Below are 15077 nucleotides of genomic sequence, written 5' to 3' on the forward strand. Positions count from 1 at the left end.
AAAGAGCAGAAGAAGAAGCAAAAACAGATCCAGATCAAGGAAATCAAATTCCGGCCTGGAACTGATGAAGGCGATTACCAGGTAAAACTACGCAACCTGCGTCGCTTCATTGAAGAGGGTGACAAAGCTAAAGTAACGCTCCGCTACCGTGGTCGTGAAATGGCGCATCTGGACATCGGTATCGAGATGCTTAACCGGATTAAAGAAGATATGACAGATATCGCTATCTGTGAATCTTTCCCAAGCCGCGTTGAGGGTCGTCAGATGATCATGATGCTGGCCCCAAATAAGAAGTAATAAGCGCATACAAGTAAAAACCCTGTCCTGCAGTGGTAACACTGTGGGATGAGGTTTTTCGCCTTATTATTCGTTGTAATTAAACAATGCGAGTTATTTAACTATGCCTAAGATGAAAACCAACAAAGGCGCTGCAAAGCGCTTTAAAAAGACCGCCTCTGGTGGTTTTAAACGTAAGCAATCACATCTTCGCCACATTCTGACGAAGAAGTCTTCTAAGCGTAAGCGTCAGTTAGGTCCAAAAACGTTAGTTGCAAAAGTTGACGTCGCTGGTATCGCTCGCTGCTTGCCATACGCATAATATTTAGGAGACTGAAATGCCAAGAGTAAAACGTGGTGTGACCGCTCGCGCGCGTCACAAGAAGGTATTAAACCAGGCTAAAGGTTACTACGGTGCCCGTAGCCGTGTTTATCGTGTAGCTTTCCAAGCAGTTATCAAAGCCGGCCAATACGCTTACCGTGACCGTCGTCAACGTAAACGTCAATTCCGTCAACTGTGGATCGCGCGTATTAACGCTGCTTCACGTCAAAACGGTTTATCTTACAGCCGTTTCATCGATGGTCTGAAAAGAGCATCTGTTGAAATCGACCGTAAAATTCTGGCTGACATCGCTGTATTCGACAAAGGCGCATTTGCTGCTTTAGTTGCGAAAGCGAAACAAGCTTTAACTGCTTAATTTTTAAGTAGTAGAAAAAGGCAGCTCCGGCTGCCTTTTTTGTTTTTGTATGATTTTGAACCTTGAGATTGTATAGCTATTGTTCAGGCCGCAGAGCTGCTTTGGGGGCAATAGCTATGTCATAGGATAGTCGGTTTTAATCGACTTTTTTATCCTGTTGAGTGATATGCTGCTCAATCCGCCTGATTTTATCCATCAGTTCCCGCTGCTCTTCATCACTAAATAAATGTTTATCTTCAACCAGATGCATAATGATATTGGCAACTATCATCGGAATAACGACAAAGATCCAAAAATGACCACATAAGATGCCAAAAATACGACCTTCAGTGGTAAGCGGGGTTAAATCACCATAACCTATAGTTAAGGACGTGACAGTGGCCCACCATAAACCATCGGCAAAAGATTTCTGTTCAATCACCGAAAAACCAAAAGCACCAATCAGCAGGCTGATGACATACAACAACAAAATAAGCCAAAGACGGTTGGCGATATAAATCAGTAGTTTTTTCATAAAAGTGCCTTTTTTGCACAAAAAAAAGCTGCACTTTGCAGGTGCAGCTTGTTCTGACCGTTTGACTAGTTGGTTGCCGGAGCAAATTCCATAATCATGGCATTGTCTTTAAATAACTGAAGTTTGGTTTGATTAACTTCAATGCGATCAGCGAGTTGCAGTTGTTTAGTAAATTGTTGTTCGTAAAAATTGGCATCGGCACAATGTTTCCTTGTGCTGACAACTGGCATTACTTTTAGCTGGTTGTCTTTTTGTTCATAAGAAGCATTAAAGTTATTGCAGCCGGAAAAACCAAATAGTTTATTATTTTCTGCAAACATCATGCGGATGTTCAGTTTTTGCGGCACGCCAATTTGTGACACCGAACTTAAGCGCCAGACTACACCTTGTGCTGTGCCTGGCGTTGCCTGATTAGGGCAGGTGGCACCTGGCCAGAACTGGTCAAATTTATCGACAAATAAGGCCTGATTGTTATCCGGGCTTTTGCGTGCTGTCATGGTAGCAACAACAGATTTACCATTGATCACAGGGTTCGTCTGATAACTGCGCATCATAGGTAAGTGATGTTGTGTCATGGCAATCTGATGACTTTCGCCGGTTTGGCAGTCAGTAAAACTGGCTTCGTTACCTTTGAGTTGATACAGACCCAATAATGGCAGGCGGCTGTCAATTTTTTGCAAATTTGGTTGACGGGTTAATGTCATGTTGTCGGCAGACACCAGAGGTTTGCCCGCTACGTCCAGCATGATCAGGTGCTGGTTGCTGGCAAACTGGAATGAAGGCATGCGCTGACGTTGAGTGGTGAAGTGCAAAGTACGTTCATCCAGTTGCCAGCTGCCTTCAATCAGCTCTACCAGATTGCGATCGATAAATTCACGGCGGGCTTCAAATTTACCGTCCTGATATAAATTGACGTGGTAGTTCACGCCCGGACATTTTTTGCATGGCAAAGTGCCGGTAAAACTCATATCGCGGTCGATAAAAATCAAACCAAAATCTGTTGCAATAGGCTGGGCGTTATCAGAATGCACAACTTCGCCCGGCACTAATTCCGGCTTCACTTCTACTTGCTGAATATCCTGCACCGGTGCAGGTTTGGCGACCTGCTCAGGCACAACAGAACAGGCGGATAATAATAATGCGCTCAGTACTACACTGCTTTTTTTCACTTGAATAATTACCGAATGGCTAAAACTGGCGCCATTATACTGAAACTGTAAAAATAGCGGCAGCGCTTTTTTTGCAGTGCCGCTGTCTTGACAATTAGTGAGGGTGAAGACTTAGTTAAAGCCCCAGTGTCTTAGCATCAGCTGTGCGGTAACTTCCGGATATTGTTGCATAAAACAATGTCCACCTGCTGTTTGTTGTGCTTCAACCACTGGATTCAGCTTTTGCCATCTGAGCAAGGCTTTATGCACAAAAGGGTAAGTCTCGCGGCCGTAGATCACCAAAGTTGCTGCACAAGGTTTTTTTAATGCCTGCCATAAGCCTTTGGGATAAGACGAGAAGATTTCGGCTTCGCGTTCTGGTTTACATTTTAGCTTTACGCCTTCCTTATGATGTAGTGCATGTTCGATATATGCTGCAAGGGCGTCCGGTTGCCAGCCACGAAACATACCTCTGTTGGTCAGATAATGCTCGACAGTTAACCTGTCGGGCCAATATTGCCGGCGTTTTAACGCTTTTTTAGCCATGGGATTGTGGCGGTAGAGTCCAAGTAAGTCTAATGCCTGCATGGACTTAAGTAACAAAGGCGGAAACAGCACAGGGTCCAGCAATATCACCTGATGAAAAATTTGTGTATCTGCTGCATTCATCAATGCAGTGAGTACACCACCAAAACTATGGCCACAACCATAAACCTGCACCTGACCAAATAAATGCAAATGGGCCTTGAGCGCAGCCGAAGCCAGCTCAGCACTTTGATTCCAACCGATAAAAGCACCGCCATGATCGCTGTCACCGTGACCCTGCGCATCTGATAAGAAAAAATCAAAATAGGGTGCCAGTTGCCGTAACAAAGGCTGGTACATCAGACTGCAATAGCCGTTGCCATGCAGCAGATGCAACAGAGGTTTGCCGCTGGGGACACTGTGATGACCTCTTAAGGTAAAGCCGTAGCGGCTTGGATAGCTCCATGGAATAAGTTGCACAACACTTTCTCAAGTAAAAACTCTAATGAAACCTTGCCATGTTTTCCCTGCCGCGGCAACATTTCAATGCAACTAACAAAACCTGAGTCTATACATAAGGTTGTGCTGGGAGTAGATACACAGCTTATCGCAGTTGTGTAGTACCGGGTCTGTTCCAACCAGCAAAAGCATGGTCATGACAGCATTTGCCAGCGTGGTGTTTTTTTTCCTTATTGGCAATTATCACCTGAGGTCAAGGTGTAGCTCTGTTGGGGTTTTTGCAGTTGTTAACGTATTTAGCGTTACCAATTCAACTAAATAAAAAAACCACCCACTGTAAACAGAAGGGTGGTTTTTATCCTTCACGACCGTCTTAAACCGGCCGGATACAAAATGTTATCAGAAGTTGTAAGTTAAACGAGCGTAATAGAATCCGCCGTTAAAACCCATGACTGTTGTTGTTGGGTATTTTGCACCCAAAACTTCAGCCCAGCGGTTCTCGTCTGGTACTTCATCAAACAGGTTGTTAGCACCAATGGCCAGGTTGTAGCTTTCGTTGAAGCTGTAGTTCACTTCAACATCAACAGTTTGCTCCGCACCTAAGAACAGCGGTAAACCATCGTCTTCAACCCGTAAAGCACCTGAGTCAGCATGGTCTTCAAAATAAGAACCGTAGTGATTCAGACGGATAAAACCACCAACTTCACCCCAGTTCTGGCTGACCGTGAAGCTGCCACGAACTTTTGGTAAACCATCTTCAATTTGTTTTACTTTGGCTTCGTTGATGTTGCGCAGCACAACCGGATTGCCATCACCATCGACACCAGGTCTTTCGGTGATACGGTCAACTTCAGTTTTGTTGTAGTTTACAGCAAGGGCAAAAGTGGTACGGCCACCCATTAAATCGGCACTGTAGTTAGCAACAAAATCAACACCCTGAGTTGTGGTGTCGAAGTCATTGGTAAAATATTTAACGCCGGCGAAACTGGTTGCATCAGCAACACCCAGATTTAACAAAGCCTGAATATCGGCTGGTGTTAAAGTTTGAGATGAAGACTGACTGATACGATCTTCCACTTCAATACGGTAATAATCCAGCGTGGCGTAGAAGTCGTCAACTTCAACCACAGTACCAAATGAATAGTTGGTAGACTCTTCCGGTGTTAAGGCTTTACCGCCTTTAAGCACAGAGATAGGGTGAGTTGGTGGCAAAGTTGCATTGTCCACTAAACCCTGGCCTGCTGCAAAAGAGGTGGTCACGTTACGAACCATAGACTGACCAATGGTTGGTGCACGGAAACCGGTGCTGACAGCACCCCGTAACGCCATCTCGTCTGTTGCCTGGAAGCGACCTGTTAATTTTGCATTGGTTGTCGTACCAAAATCTTCATAATTTTCATAACGAAGTGCAAAATCAGAACGGAATCTTTCAGAGAACTCAGCGCCAAATTCGGTGTAAGCGGCATAGTTATAACGGTTAAATGAACCTGCGTCATCTGGTTTAAAACCAGGGAAACCGTTAGAACCAATACCAAAACCTTGTGAAGCTAATGGGCCTACTTCAAAAGAGTTTTTGTCACCGGCATAAATTTCGAAGGTATCAATGCGGTATTCCAGACCACCGGCAACAGCCAGCGGATACGGCAGTGCATCAACTTCAATCAGTTTATTCATGTCGTAGTTGATAGCTTGTTCCTGCTGTACATATTTACCAGCATTAAAGTCCCGTGGTGTACGCGGACCCATTGAAGCATTGATGGTGTTATTGATATAAAACTCAACTTCACTGCGACCATAAGTGCTGCTTAAGTCGAAGAACCAGCCATTATCCAGCTCGCCTTTCAGACCACCAGCTAAAGCACCGTCAGTCACTATGCCACCAAATTTCGGTGTAAAACCGCCAGGCAGCATAGAGAAAAACGTAAAGCAGTGGGAAGGCAGCGCTTTTACTTTCGCCGTGACCTGGCTGTAATTCAGACCCTGGATATCCACATTACTACATTCGCCTTTGCTGGCATCCAGATTGCCTACTAACAGGGAATCGCCGCCGTCATTTGAATAAACACCGCCGCGGGTTTGTGGGTTACGGAAATAAAAACCGCCTTCCACGTTACGCTGGGCGAAGTTACCAAAGGCATAAAACTCTTTGTTTTTAGCAACTTCTAAACCGATGTTACCAAAAACTTTAAAATCACGTTTAAATTCAGGTGAGCCCCAAACTTGCGCAGGATCAGCAATTTGTGTATTGCCGTTGGCCGCTAAGCCAGCTGCGTCACCACGTTGTACTGAACGGCTGGTTGGGTCAGATTGTTTAAATTCAGTACTGAAGTTGGCAAAACCATTATCAGTAAAAGGTAAACCTATGTTGGCTGAAACCTGGCGTAAATCGCCGTCGCCGTCATAATGCTGGCCGGTTTTTAATTCAACAGCACCACCTTCGCTGGCGTCTTTTAAACGGAAGTTAATCACACCGGCGATAGCATCAGAGCCGTATTGAGCTGCAGCACCATCCCGCAGGATTTCCACTTGTTTTAACGCAATAGATGGGATCACGGAAATATCCGGACCTTGAGAACCATCTGATAAACCGCTGCCTAAGAAAGTGATAACTGCAGAGCGGTGACGGCGTTTGCCGTTTACCAATACCAGAGTGCTATCTGGTGGCAGGCCACGAAGGTTAGCAGGGCGGACTAAAGTGGAAGCATCGTTGATTGGTTGGCTATTGACGTTAAAGGAGGGAACTACGGAACTCATCAGGGTCATCATGTCACTTGGGCCGGCCTTCACAAATTCGTCGGCGCTGATGACATCAACCGGGACTGCGGAGTCACCGACTGAGCGTGGCGCCCCACGGGAGCCTACCACCACAATTTTTTCAACCTCTTCGGTTTTTTGAGCTTCTGCTGCGTCCTGTGCAACAACACCAAAGCTGGCACTACTTAACATCAACAGGGCACTACCGGTTAGCGCAAACTTAATTCCTGCCGCAAGCGGCTGAAGTTTTGTCTTATTTTTCATAATTATGCCTTTTAATCCTGGATCGTTTTGTACGGCTCGTTTTATCTGTGTGAGCTCGTGAACTAACTTATGGCAAATTTGTCCTTTTGTCCAACCTGTAAAATGCCCTTATCGTCTCAAAACTGTTGCAGAATATTCTCATTGTCTTGTGTTTGATTTCGGGATTTGCCCGTCAATGAAGGCTTACAGCCTCATTTTGAGCGTTTCAACGGTATTAATCTTTGACTGGACGGATTTGATTGAAAAAAATAATTCTGTGGCGTTAGATAGAAGTCCTTCATTGTTTTCAGGATTTTTTATGACTTCCTCTTTATCTACCGGTTTGACTGTGCTTGCGGCGGCAAGCTTCTCTGCTGGTGTTTGTGCTAAACAGCTTGAGCTGAATGTGCTTTTTGCCGATCCGTCCTTAAGTGGCACAGCGCCAAAGTCGCTGAGTTATTCGCCGGACGGCAGTCGTGTGACTTACCTTAAAGGCAAAAACACCGATGCCAACCGGTTGGATTTATGGCAATACCAGGTTAAAACCGGCAAACATAGTGTGCTGGTGGATTCAGACAGTCTGTTCAGTGGTCCTGAAACATTGTCAGATGAAGAGAAAGCGCGGCGTGAACGTTTGCGGTTATTTGCCAGCGGTATTGTCAGTTATAGCTGGTCTAAAGATGGCAAAGCTTTGTTATTTCCGCTAAACGGCGATTTGTATTATTACGATCTGGCGAAAAACAAAGCCCGTAAACTGACCGAAACGGCTGAGTTTGAAACTGACGCCCAGATCAGTCCAAAAGGGCGTTTTGTGTCTTTTGTCCGTGAACAGAATATATATGTGCTTGATTTAAAAAGCGGAAAAGAGCTGCAGCTGACGACAGATGGCAAAGGCACGGTAAAAAATGGTATGGCCGAGTTTGTGGCGCAGGAAGAAATGGCGCGCATGACCGGCTATTGGTGGGCACCGGATGACAGCAAAATTGCTTTTACCCAGTTTGACGATGTGAATGTGCCACAGGTGCTGCGCAATGAAATTTATGCCGATGAAATAAAACTATATAACCAGCGTTATCCGTATGCCGGTGCCAATAATGTCAGTATCAGATTGGGTGTTGTCGCTTTATCCGGGCAAGGGGTGAACTGGCTCGACCTTGGTCAGGAAAAAGATATTTATCTGCCAAGAGTGCAGTGGACAGAAAATCCGAATCAGCTGACTTATCAGTGGCAAAGCCGCAACCAGCAACAGCTGGAACTGAGACTGGTAGATTTAACCACACAACAGCAAAAAACCTTATTAACCGAACAAAGCAAAACCTGGCTTAACCTCCATGACGATTTACACTTTTTTAAAGATAAACAACGACTTATCTGGGCCTCTGAGCGCGACGGCTATAAACATTTGTATTTGTATCAGCTGGATGGCGGCGCAGCGACTCAACTGACGTCAGGTCAATGGGTGGTGAATAAAATTGAATCAGTGGACGAAAAAAACGGTCTGGTCTATTTCACTGGCCGCAAGGACACAGTGCTGGAAAACCATTTGTATCGTTTGAGACTCAAAGACCTCCATATCGACCGTCTGACAACACCAGGCGCCAGCCATGCAGTTGTTGTCGCCGAAGATGGTAGTGGTTTTCTGGACAGTTATTCAGCAGTCAACAGCCTGCCTAAGGTACAGCTGAATGACAGCACAGGCAAAACCCTGACCGTGCTTGAAGCAAATGAATTAACAGCACAACATCCGTTAACACCCTACTGGCCGGAGCTTGTCCAGCCGCGCTTTGGCACCTTAACAGCAAAAGATGGCCAGACTTTACATTACCGCGTGTTTGAACCGAAAAATCTCGATAACAACAAAAAACATCCGGTGATTGTCAGTGTGTATGGTGGTCCCGGTGCACAAAGGGTGACCAATAGCTGGAGTGGCAAAGACTTATATTTCCACTACATGGCACAACGTGGTTATATCGTGTTTCAGCTCGACAACCGTGGTTCTGAAAACCGTGGCAAGAAATTTGAAGATCCGATCTACCAACAGCTCGGTGTTGTTGAAATCGAAGATCAAATTACCGGTGTCGAATATTTACGTACTTTGCCTTACGTCGATCCGAAAAAAATAGGGGTGTATGGCCACAGTTATGGTGGTTACATGGCCATTATGGCGATGTTTAAAGCTTCGGATTATTTTGCCGCCGGTGTTTCAGGTGCCCCTGTGACCGACTGGACTTTATATGACACCCACTATACAGAACGCTATTTGGGTCATCCGGCGCAAAACGCCAAAGGTTATCAGCAAAGTTCGGTATTTCCTTACAGCGACGGTTTAACAGGCTCATTACTGATTTATCACGGTATGGCAGACGATAACGTGTTGTTTAGTAACAGTACCAAGCTGTTTTCTGAATTACAGCAAAAAGGCAAAATGTTTGAAATGATGACATACCCTGGTAGCAAACATGCGATGTTTGGTCAGCAGGTGCAAACCCATTTACATCAAACTATTACGGCATTTTTTGACCGGACCCTTATGCATTAAGAGTGGTATAAGGTCTATTACCATCATAAAAAACGGTCAGCTTGCTGACCGTTTTTTTACCACTGAGCTTTTAAGCAATCCTGGCATAATGATGTGTTTTGGAGGAAAAACCGCTGGTTATGCCACAAAATTTCAGTGCTGATGCTGTTATAGCTCGTTACCGGACTTTTTGTTTTGCGTATAAGCCAGCAGATTATCCGCTGTAATACGGCTGATTTGGGCCAGTGCTTCTTCGGTAAAAAACGCCTGATGGCCGGTGATCAGCACATTGGGGAAAGTTAACAAACGTTGAAAAATTTCATCAGCTATGACTTTATCGGACAAATCTTTAAAAAACAAATCAGCTTCCTGCTCATAGACATCCAGCCCAAGATATCCAATTTTGGCCGTTTTTAATGCAGCTATTACAGCTTTGGTATCTATTAAAGCGCCGCGGCTGGTGTTAATCAGCATCACACCGTCTTTCATCTGCTGCAGGGCTGTATCGTTGATCATATGGTGGCTTTGTGGTGTCAGCGGACAATGCAGGCTGATAATATCACTTTGCCGGTACAGTTCAGCCAGGCTGACATAACGGGCACCAAGCGCTGAAACTTCATCATTTTTTACCGGGTCGACACACAATAATGTGCAGCCGAAACCATGCAGGATACGGGCTGTAGCCACGCCAATCCGACCGGTGCCAATTAAACCTACTGTTTTGCCATAGAGGTTAAAGCCCAGCAGACCATTTAAATCAAAATTGTTGTCGCGGGTTCTGTTATAAGCTTTGTGAAATTTACGGCTTAAACACAGCATCATGCCGGTTGTATGTTCGGCAACAGCCTGAGGTGAATATGCCGGTACCCGCATCACCCGCACCCCGAGCTTTTTGGCCGCCTGAAGGTCAACATTATTAAAACCGGCACAGCGCAGCGCTACAGCAAAGATGCCAAGGCCAGCAAGTTGTGTTAATACAGCTTCACTCAGATCATCATTCACAAAAACACAGACAGCGTCACTACCTTTTGCTGCAATGGCAGTTAAAGCATCAAGTTTTTGTGGTAAAAACTGCCAATTGATATCTATCGGACTATGCTGGCGAAGTGCCTTTTCATCATAAGCCTGACTGCTGAATACTGTAACTTTCATCCTGAACTCCATCTGCTGTTTATGCCAGCTTATCAGGTTAAACAATCAGGCTTAAGGCTTGATGTTATTTTGGCAATAACGCCAGCTCTTCGCGGATTGCCTCAATAAACTGGCTTGGTTTGGTTCTGGGGGCATAACGTTTCACCACCACACCATCTTTATTGACCAGGAACTTGGTAAAATTCCATTTAATAGCGCGGGTTTTTAACAGTCCTCTGGCTTGATCTTTCAGGTATTCAAATAAAGGTTCTGCTTCAGGGCCATTCACATTAATTTTGGCCAAAACCGGAAAAGTAACACCGTAATTGAGCTGACAAAATTGCTGGATAGCCTGATCGGCAGCGGGCTCCTGACCACCAAACTGATTACAGGGAAAAGCAATAATCACCAGCCCCTGATCTTTATATTGCTGATGTAGTGCTTCAAGTTCCTGATACTGCGGCGTGAAACCACACTGGCTTGCTGTATTCACTATCAGCAGCACTTTGTCGCGAAACTGGCTGAGATCCATAATTTCGCCTGTGGCTGTCTTCACTTTAAAATGATGCACATTGGCCATGTGTTCTCCTATCAAGGGCATTTTTGCTATTTGTATCATAAGTTTGTAAGCTAAAGTTCAGTGTTTCACAGAATTAAGACAGTTATATGGCAACAGTAGCAAAAGAGTTCAGATTGGCTTTTATCGGCCTGGGTGTGATGGGGTTTCCGATGGCAGGCCACCTGCAGCAAAAAGGCTATCAGGTGACTGTATACAACAGGACCGCGGAAAAAGCCAAAGCCTGGGTGGCACAGTATGGTGGTGCGGCGGCAGCCACGCCGGCACTCGCAGCACAAGACGCTGATGTGGTGATGCTTTGTGTTGGCAACGATCAGGATGTTCGTTCCGTTGTGTATGGCGAACATGGTGTACTGGCGACAATGAAAGCGGGCGCTTTGCTGGTAGACCATACCACTGCTTCGGCTGATCTAGCGCGTGAGCTCTGTGCAGCTTGTGCCGATAAACAGATAGGTTTTCTGGATGCACCGGTTTCCGGTGGTCAGGCCGGCGCACAAAATGGTGCTTTAACCATAATGACTGGAGGCAACGAAGCCGATTTCGCCAAAGCGGAACCGGTGTTACAAAGTTACGCCCGCAGTTGTAAATTGTTGGGTAGTGCAGGTGCAGGTCAACTGGCAAAAATGGTGAATCAGATTTGTATCGCTGGTGTGGTACAGGGACTCTCAGAAGCCCTGCATTTTGCAACTCAGGCCGGACTGGACGCTAAAGCTGTGCTGGATGTGATTTCGAAAGGTGCAGCTCAGTCCTGGCAAATGGAAAACCGCGGTTACACCATGGTGGATGGTAAATTTGATTTTGGGTTTGCTGTCGATTGGATGCGAAAAGACCTTGGTATCACCCTCGACGAGGCACGTCGTAATGGCGCTCAATTACCACTGACAGCCCTTGTTGATCAGTTTTATGCTGAAGTTCAGGCTCAGGGTGGGGGCCGTCTTGATACCTCCAGCTTAATTACCCGTTTTTAATAAAACCGTAAACTGGCCACAGCAGCTGTGGCTTTTTTTATTTTTTGTATTTACCGCCCCGATCTTTTGTTCCTTTCAATAGTACTAAATAAGCAAAAATGTATATTTAATGCGCAGTTAATGGTTTGTGTGAAATTAATTAGCGTTTTCACGAGCGCTTGTAATTTGCTGTGATACAATTTTGTAACTTTGTGTGTTTATGTTGTGAAATTATGAATTTTATTGATATAGGCTGGCAGCTGTATCTGATTTTATTCAGCATGACGGTGGTGTTGCCTGCCGCCATCGGCCTTATTTTATACCGTCTTAATCAAAGCTGGCTGAAACCGCTGTTGTGGTCGGTGCTCAGTTGTACTGCGGTATTTTTATGGACTGCCTGGTGGCTGAATGACAACTCTATTCACATTCGCGATAACAGTATGTTGTTACAGGCTGGGTTTTATCGCGCTACTGTGACAGATTTGTCTTTGCCACAAAGTGCCATTGATGTGATGCCACAGGAAGAGTTGGGGCTTTATACCCCCGATGTTGCAGTCAATGGTATTAATTTGCCGGAATATCAGGTTGGCTGGTATTTGTTAGCCAACCGTAAACTGGCTTTTGTGATGTTAATTGGTGATCCTTCGGAAATTACCGTAGTCAGTACCCCAAGCATGACGGCAGTAGTCGGAGGCAATATTCATCAGCGCGCGCTGGTGGCCGCGCAATAACGGTATTGGCAACAAGCTGTTTGATAGCAGCCAAAGTTTATGTTTTTACCGCAATACCAACCCCGGAATAAGCAAAGCCCGCAATGCGGGCTTTGTTATTTTGTAAGTTGTGCTCTTGTGCAATACATATGAGTATCTTTGTTAAAGCAGCAATGTAAGTGAATTGCCGCTTTAGTTGTGCACGAAGTTAAGCAAACACCATTTCAGGTATTTCGCCATTAATCACTAATTTACCAGCGGTTTTTTGCTGAATTTCTTCCACACTGATGCCCGGCGCTCTTTCCAGTAAATGGAATGCGCCGTCTTTGACTTCCAGCACAGCTAAGTCGGTGACGATTTTTTTCACACAACCGACACCAGTCAGAGGCAGGGTACAGGCGTCCAGTAACTTGGAGGCGCCGTATTTATCGGCGTGGGTCATAGTGACCACAATATTCTGCGCGCCAGCCACTAAATCCATAGCGCCGCCCATACCTTTCACCAGTTTGCCCGGGATCATCCAGCTGGCGATATTGCCGTTTTGATCCACTTCAAAAGCGCCTAATACCGTTAAATCGACATGACCACCGCGGATCATGGCAAAACTTTCAGCTGAAGAAAAAATCGCAGCGCCTTTAATAGCTGTGACTGTTTCTTTACCGGCGTTAATCATATCGGCGTCAATTTGTGCTTCAGTCGGATAGGGGCCCATACCGAGTAAACCGTTTTCTGATTGCAACATCACTTCAATGCCTGCAGGTACATAGTTGGCCACCAAAGTAGGAATGCCAATACCTAAATTTACGTAATAACCGTCTTTAAGCTCTTGCGCCACACGCATTGCTACCTGTTCACGGGATAATGCCATTTTTCTGCTCCTTAACCTTGGCGAACCATACGACGTTCAATGCGTTTTTCGAATTTGGCCTGAATTACCCTTTGCACATAAATGCCAGGGGTGTGAATTTGCGAAGGCTCAAGTTCACCAGGTTCAACAATTTCTTCCACTTCAGCCACGGTAATTTTGCCGGCAGTGGCCACCATAGGGTTAAAGTTCATCGCCGTGTGGCGGAATACCAGGTTGCCGTAACGGTCGGCTTTCCAGGCGCGCACTATGGCAAAATCGCCGGTAATGGAGGGCTCTAGCACATAGTTGCGGCCGTTAATTTCGCGGGTTTCTTTGCCTTCTGCCACTGGTGTGCCGTAGCCTGTAGCGGTAAAAAAGGCCGGAATACCAGCACCACCGGCGCGGATTTTTTCCGCCAGTGTGCCTTGTGGCGTCAGTTCTACTTCTAACTCGCCACTTAATAGTTGTTTTTCAAACAAAGCGTTTTCACCGACATACGAAGCCACCATTTTTTTGATTTGGCGATCTTCCAGTAATACACCCAAACCAAAACCGTCGACACCACAGTTGTTAGACACCACAGTTAAATCGCGGGTACCCATTTTTTTAATTTGCGCTATTAAACCTTCCGGAATACCACACAGGCCAAAACCACCGGCTATCACTGTCATGCCGTTTTCCAGGCCTGCCATTGCTTCGTCGTAGCTATGTACAACTTTGTTAAACCCTGCCATTTGAAGTCCTCTTCATTTTTATATGCTGTAGTGCCGCTGTGTTGCGAAAAAGCGGCTTAATTCTGCTGACATTTGGCTTTAAGCGCCAATCCTACTTTAGAACTAGGTGTTTTCCCCAAGGCTTCTGCAATAGCCCAGCCCGCACGGGCGAGCGTATTTAAATCAACACCATGGTCTATGCCAAGGCCGCTTAGTAAATACACCACATCTTCAGTGGCAACATTGCCTGACGCGCCGGCGGCATAAGGGCAACCGCCCAGGCCAGCGACTGCACTGTCAATTACAGCCACACCACGGCTTAGCGCGGCGTAAATATTTGTTAACGCCTGGCCATAAGTGTCGTGAAAATGCACGGCAATTTTGTCCACTGGCACCACTTCGAGCACAGCATCCAGCATCAACAGCACTTTGGCCGGGGTGCCAACACCTATAGTGTCGCCCAAAGATATTTCATAACAGCCCATATCGAGCAAAGCTTTAGCCACCCGGGCAACTTCACTTGGTGCTACATCGCCCTGATAAGGACAACCGACCACACAAGACACATAACCACGCACGCGCAAACCATCGGCTTTGGCCGCTGTAACGACAGGCTCAAAACGCGCCATGCTTTCGCTGATAGAGCAGTTGATGTTTTTCTGGCTAAAAGCTTCAGAAGCAGCGCCAAAAATCGCCACTTCATCAGCACCGGCAGCTTTAGCCGCCTGATAACCCTGTAAGTTTGGCGTGAGCGCAGTGTAGGTGACGCCGTTTTTACGGTTAATTCCGGCAAATACCGCGGCCGAGTCGGCCATTTGTGGCACCCACTTGGGGCTGACAAATGAGCCGGTTTCAATGGTGGTTAAACCGGCATCGGCTAACGCATTGACCAGTGCAATTTTCGCATCAAGTGGCACTGCTACTTCATTTTGCAGACCATCACGCGGGCCTACTTCAACAATGCGCACCTGCTTTGGTAAATTTAATGCCAGGCTCTCGTTCGTGAATTGACTCATA

General features: G+C 46.0%; 15 protein-coding genes. 6 read left to right on the forward strand and 9 right to left on the reverse strand.

Annotated elements, in window-relative coordinates; genetic code table 11:
- The 3 genes from infC to rplT all read left to right on the forward strand — a co-directional run.
- Positions 1-297, forward strand: a 297-nt coding sequence (gene infC / locus RCH83_RS10150) for a translation initiation factor IF-3 (protein WP_306521613.1), incomplete at its 5' end; no start/stop codon positions are given.
- 103 nt (positions 298-400) lie between these two features.
- Positions 401-598, forward strand: a complete 198-nt coding sequence (rpmI, locus tag RCH83_RS10155) for a 50S ribosomal protein L35 (protein ID WP_068069322.1) — start codon at positions 401-403, stop codon at positions 596-598.
- A 16-nt stretch (positions 599-614) separates the two neighbouring features.
- Positions 615-974: a 50S ribosomal protein L20 gene (gene rplT, locus RCH83_RS10160; RefSeq protein ID WP_260656631.1), complete on the forward strand. Its 360-nt coding sequence runs from the start codon at positions 615-617 to the stop codon at positions 972-974.
- A 136-nt stretch (positions 975-1110) separates the two neighbouring features.
- Here rplT and RCH83_RS10165 read toward each other — a convergent pair whose 3' ends face one another.
- The 4 genes from RCH83_RS10165 to RCH83_RS10180 form a co-directional block, all read right to left on the reverse strand.
- On the reverse strand, positions 1111-1488 hold the full coding sequence (locus tag RCH83_RS10165) for a potassium channel family protein (RefSeq protein WP_306521615.1): 378 nt from the start codon (positions 1486-1488) through the stop codon (positions 1111-1113).
- Positions 1489-1553: 65 nt separating this feature from the next.
- Positions 1554-2657: an META domain-containing protein gene (locus RCH83_RS10170; protein WP_306521617.1), complete on the reverse strand. Its 1104-nt coding sequence runs from the start codon at positions 2655-2657 to the stop codon at positions 1554-1556.
- Positions 2658-2768: 111 nt separating this feature from the next.
- Positions 2769-3641, reverse strand: coding sequence for an alpha/beta fold hydrolase (locus tag RCH83_RS10175; RefSeq protein WP_306521619.1), 873 nt, complete (start codon positions 3639-3641; stop codon positions 2769-2771).
- Between the two features lie 378 nt (positions 3642-4019).
- Positions 4020-6638, reverse strand: coding sequence for a TonB-dependent siderophore receptor (locus RCH83_RS10180; protein WP_306521621.1), 2619 nt, complete (start codon positions 6636-6638; stop codon positions 4020-4022).
- 298 nt (positions 6639-6936) lie between these two features.
- Here RCH83_RS10180 and RCH83_RS10185 point away from each other — a divergent pair, with 298 nt between their 5' ends.
- Entirely contained in the window at positions 6937-9156 is a 2220-nt protein-coding gene (locus RCH83_RS10185; protein WP_306521623.1) for a S9 family peptidase, read from the forward strand.
- A 147-nt stretch (positions 9157-9303) separates the two neighbouring features.
- Here RCH83_RS10185 and RCH83_RS10190 read toward each other — a convergent pair whose 3' ends face one another.
- Positions 9304-10287 (reverse strand): 2-hydroxyacid dehydrogenase, encoded by a 984-nt coding sequence (locus tag RCH83_RS10190; RefSeq protein ID WP_306521625.1) that lies wholly within the window; start codon positions 10285-10287, stop codon positions 9304-9306.
- A 64-nt stretch (positions 10288-10351) separates the two neighbouring features.
- Positions 10352-10846, reverse strand: a complete 495-nt coding sequence (locus tag RCH83_RS10195) for a glutathione peroxidase (protein ID WP_306521627.1) — start codon at positions 10844-10846, stop codon at positions 10352-10354.
- An 86-nt stretch (positions 10847-10932) separates the two neighbouring features.
- On the opposite strand from RCH83_RS10195, the gene RCH83_RS10200 reads away from it, so the two are divergent.
- Positions 10933-11811: an NAD(P)-dependent oxidoreductase gene (locus RCH83_RS10200; protein ID WP_306521629.1), complete on the forward strand. Its 879-nt coding sequence runs from the start codon at positions 10933-10935 to the stop codon at positions 11809-11811.
- A gap of 212 nt (positions 11812-12023) precedes the next feature.
- On the forward strand, positions 12024-12521 hold the full coding sequence (locus RCH83_RS10205; RefSeq protein WP_306521631.1) for a hypothetical protein: 498 nt from the start codon (positions 12024-12026) through the stop codon (positions 12519-12521).
- Between the two features lie 187 nt (positions 12522-12708).
- Here the strand turns inward: RCH83_RS10205 and RCH83_RS10210 are convergent, their stop codons facing one another.
- Genes RCH83_RS10210 through RCH83_RS10220 form a run of 3 tightly spaced genes read right to left on the reverse strand, consistent with a single transcriptional unit; the run spans position 12709 to position 15076 of the window.
- Entirely contained in the window at positions 12709-13368 is a 660-nt protein-coding gene (locus RCH83_RS10210; protein ID WP_306521633.1) for a CoA transferase subunit B, read from the reverse strand.
- 11 nt (positions 13369-13379) lie between these two features.
- The gene (locus tag RCH83_RS10215; protein ID WP_260656620.1) at positions 13380-14081 is read right to left on the reverse strand and encodes a CoA transferase subunit A; all 702 of its coding nucleotides are present in this window, start codon (positions 14079-14081) and stop codon (positions 13380-13382) included.
- Positions 14082-14137: 56 nt separating this feature from the next.
- Positions 14138-15076, reverse strand: a complete 939-nt coding sequence (locus RCH83_RS10220; protein WP_306521635.1) for a hydroxymethylglutaryl-CoA lyase — start codon at positions 15074-15076, stop codon at positions 14138-14140.
- Position 15077 lies beyond the last annotated feature (1 nt).

The organism is Rheinheimera sp. (assembly GCF_030824435.1).
GTDB lineage: Bacteria > Pseudomonadota > Gammaproteobacteria > Enterobacterales > Alteromonadaceae > Pararheinheimera.

Coding starts and splice junctions, on each gene's coding strand:
- rplT (WP_260656631.1), top strand. CDS start 615: ATGCCAAGAGTAAAACGTGGTGTGACCGCTCGCGCGCGTCACAAGAAG.
- RCH83_RS10200 (WP_306521629.1), top strand. CDS start 10,933: ATGGCAACAGTAGCAAAAGAGTTCAGATTGGCTTTTATCGGCCTGGGT.
- RCH83_RS10195 (WP_306521627.1), bottom strand. CDS start 10,846: ATGGCCAATGTGCATCATTTTAAAGTGAAGACAGCCACAGGCGAAATT.
- RCH83_RS10180 (WP_306521621.1), bottom strand. CDS start 6,638: ATGAAAAATAAGACAAAACTTCAGCCGCTTGCGGCAGGAATTAAGTTT.
- rpmI (WP_068069322.1), top strand. CDS start 401: ATGCCTAAGATGAAAACCAACAAAGGCGCTGCAAAGCGCTTTAAAAAG.
- RCH83_RS10215 (WP_260656620.1), bottom strand. CDS start 14,081: ATGGCAGGGTTTAACAAAGTTGTACATAGCTACGACGAAGCAATGGCA.
- RCH83_RS10165 (WP_306521615.1), bottom strand. CDS start 1,488: ATGAAAAAACTACTGATTTATATCGCCAACCGTCTTTGGCTTATTTTG.
- RCH83_RS10185 (WP_306521623.1), top strand. CDS start 6,937: ATGACTTCCTCTTTATCTACCGGTTTGACTGTGCTTGCGGCGGCAAGC.
- RCH83_RS10205 (WP_306521631.1), top strand. CDS start 12,024: ATGAATTTTATTGATATAGGCTGGCAGCTGTATCTGATTTTATTCAGC.
- RCH83_RS10210 (WP_306521633.1), bottom strand. CDS start 13,368: ATGGCATTATCCCGTGAACAGGTAGCAATGCGTGTGGCGCAAGAGCTT.
- RCH83_RS10190 (WP_306521625.1), bottom strand. CDS start 10,287: ATGAAAGTTACAGTATTCAGCAGTCAGGCTTATGATGAAAAGGCACTT.
- RCH83_RS10220 (WP_306521635.1), bottom strand. CDS start 15,076: ATGAGTCAATTCACGAACGAGAGCCTGGCATTAAATTTACCAAAGCAG.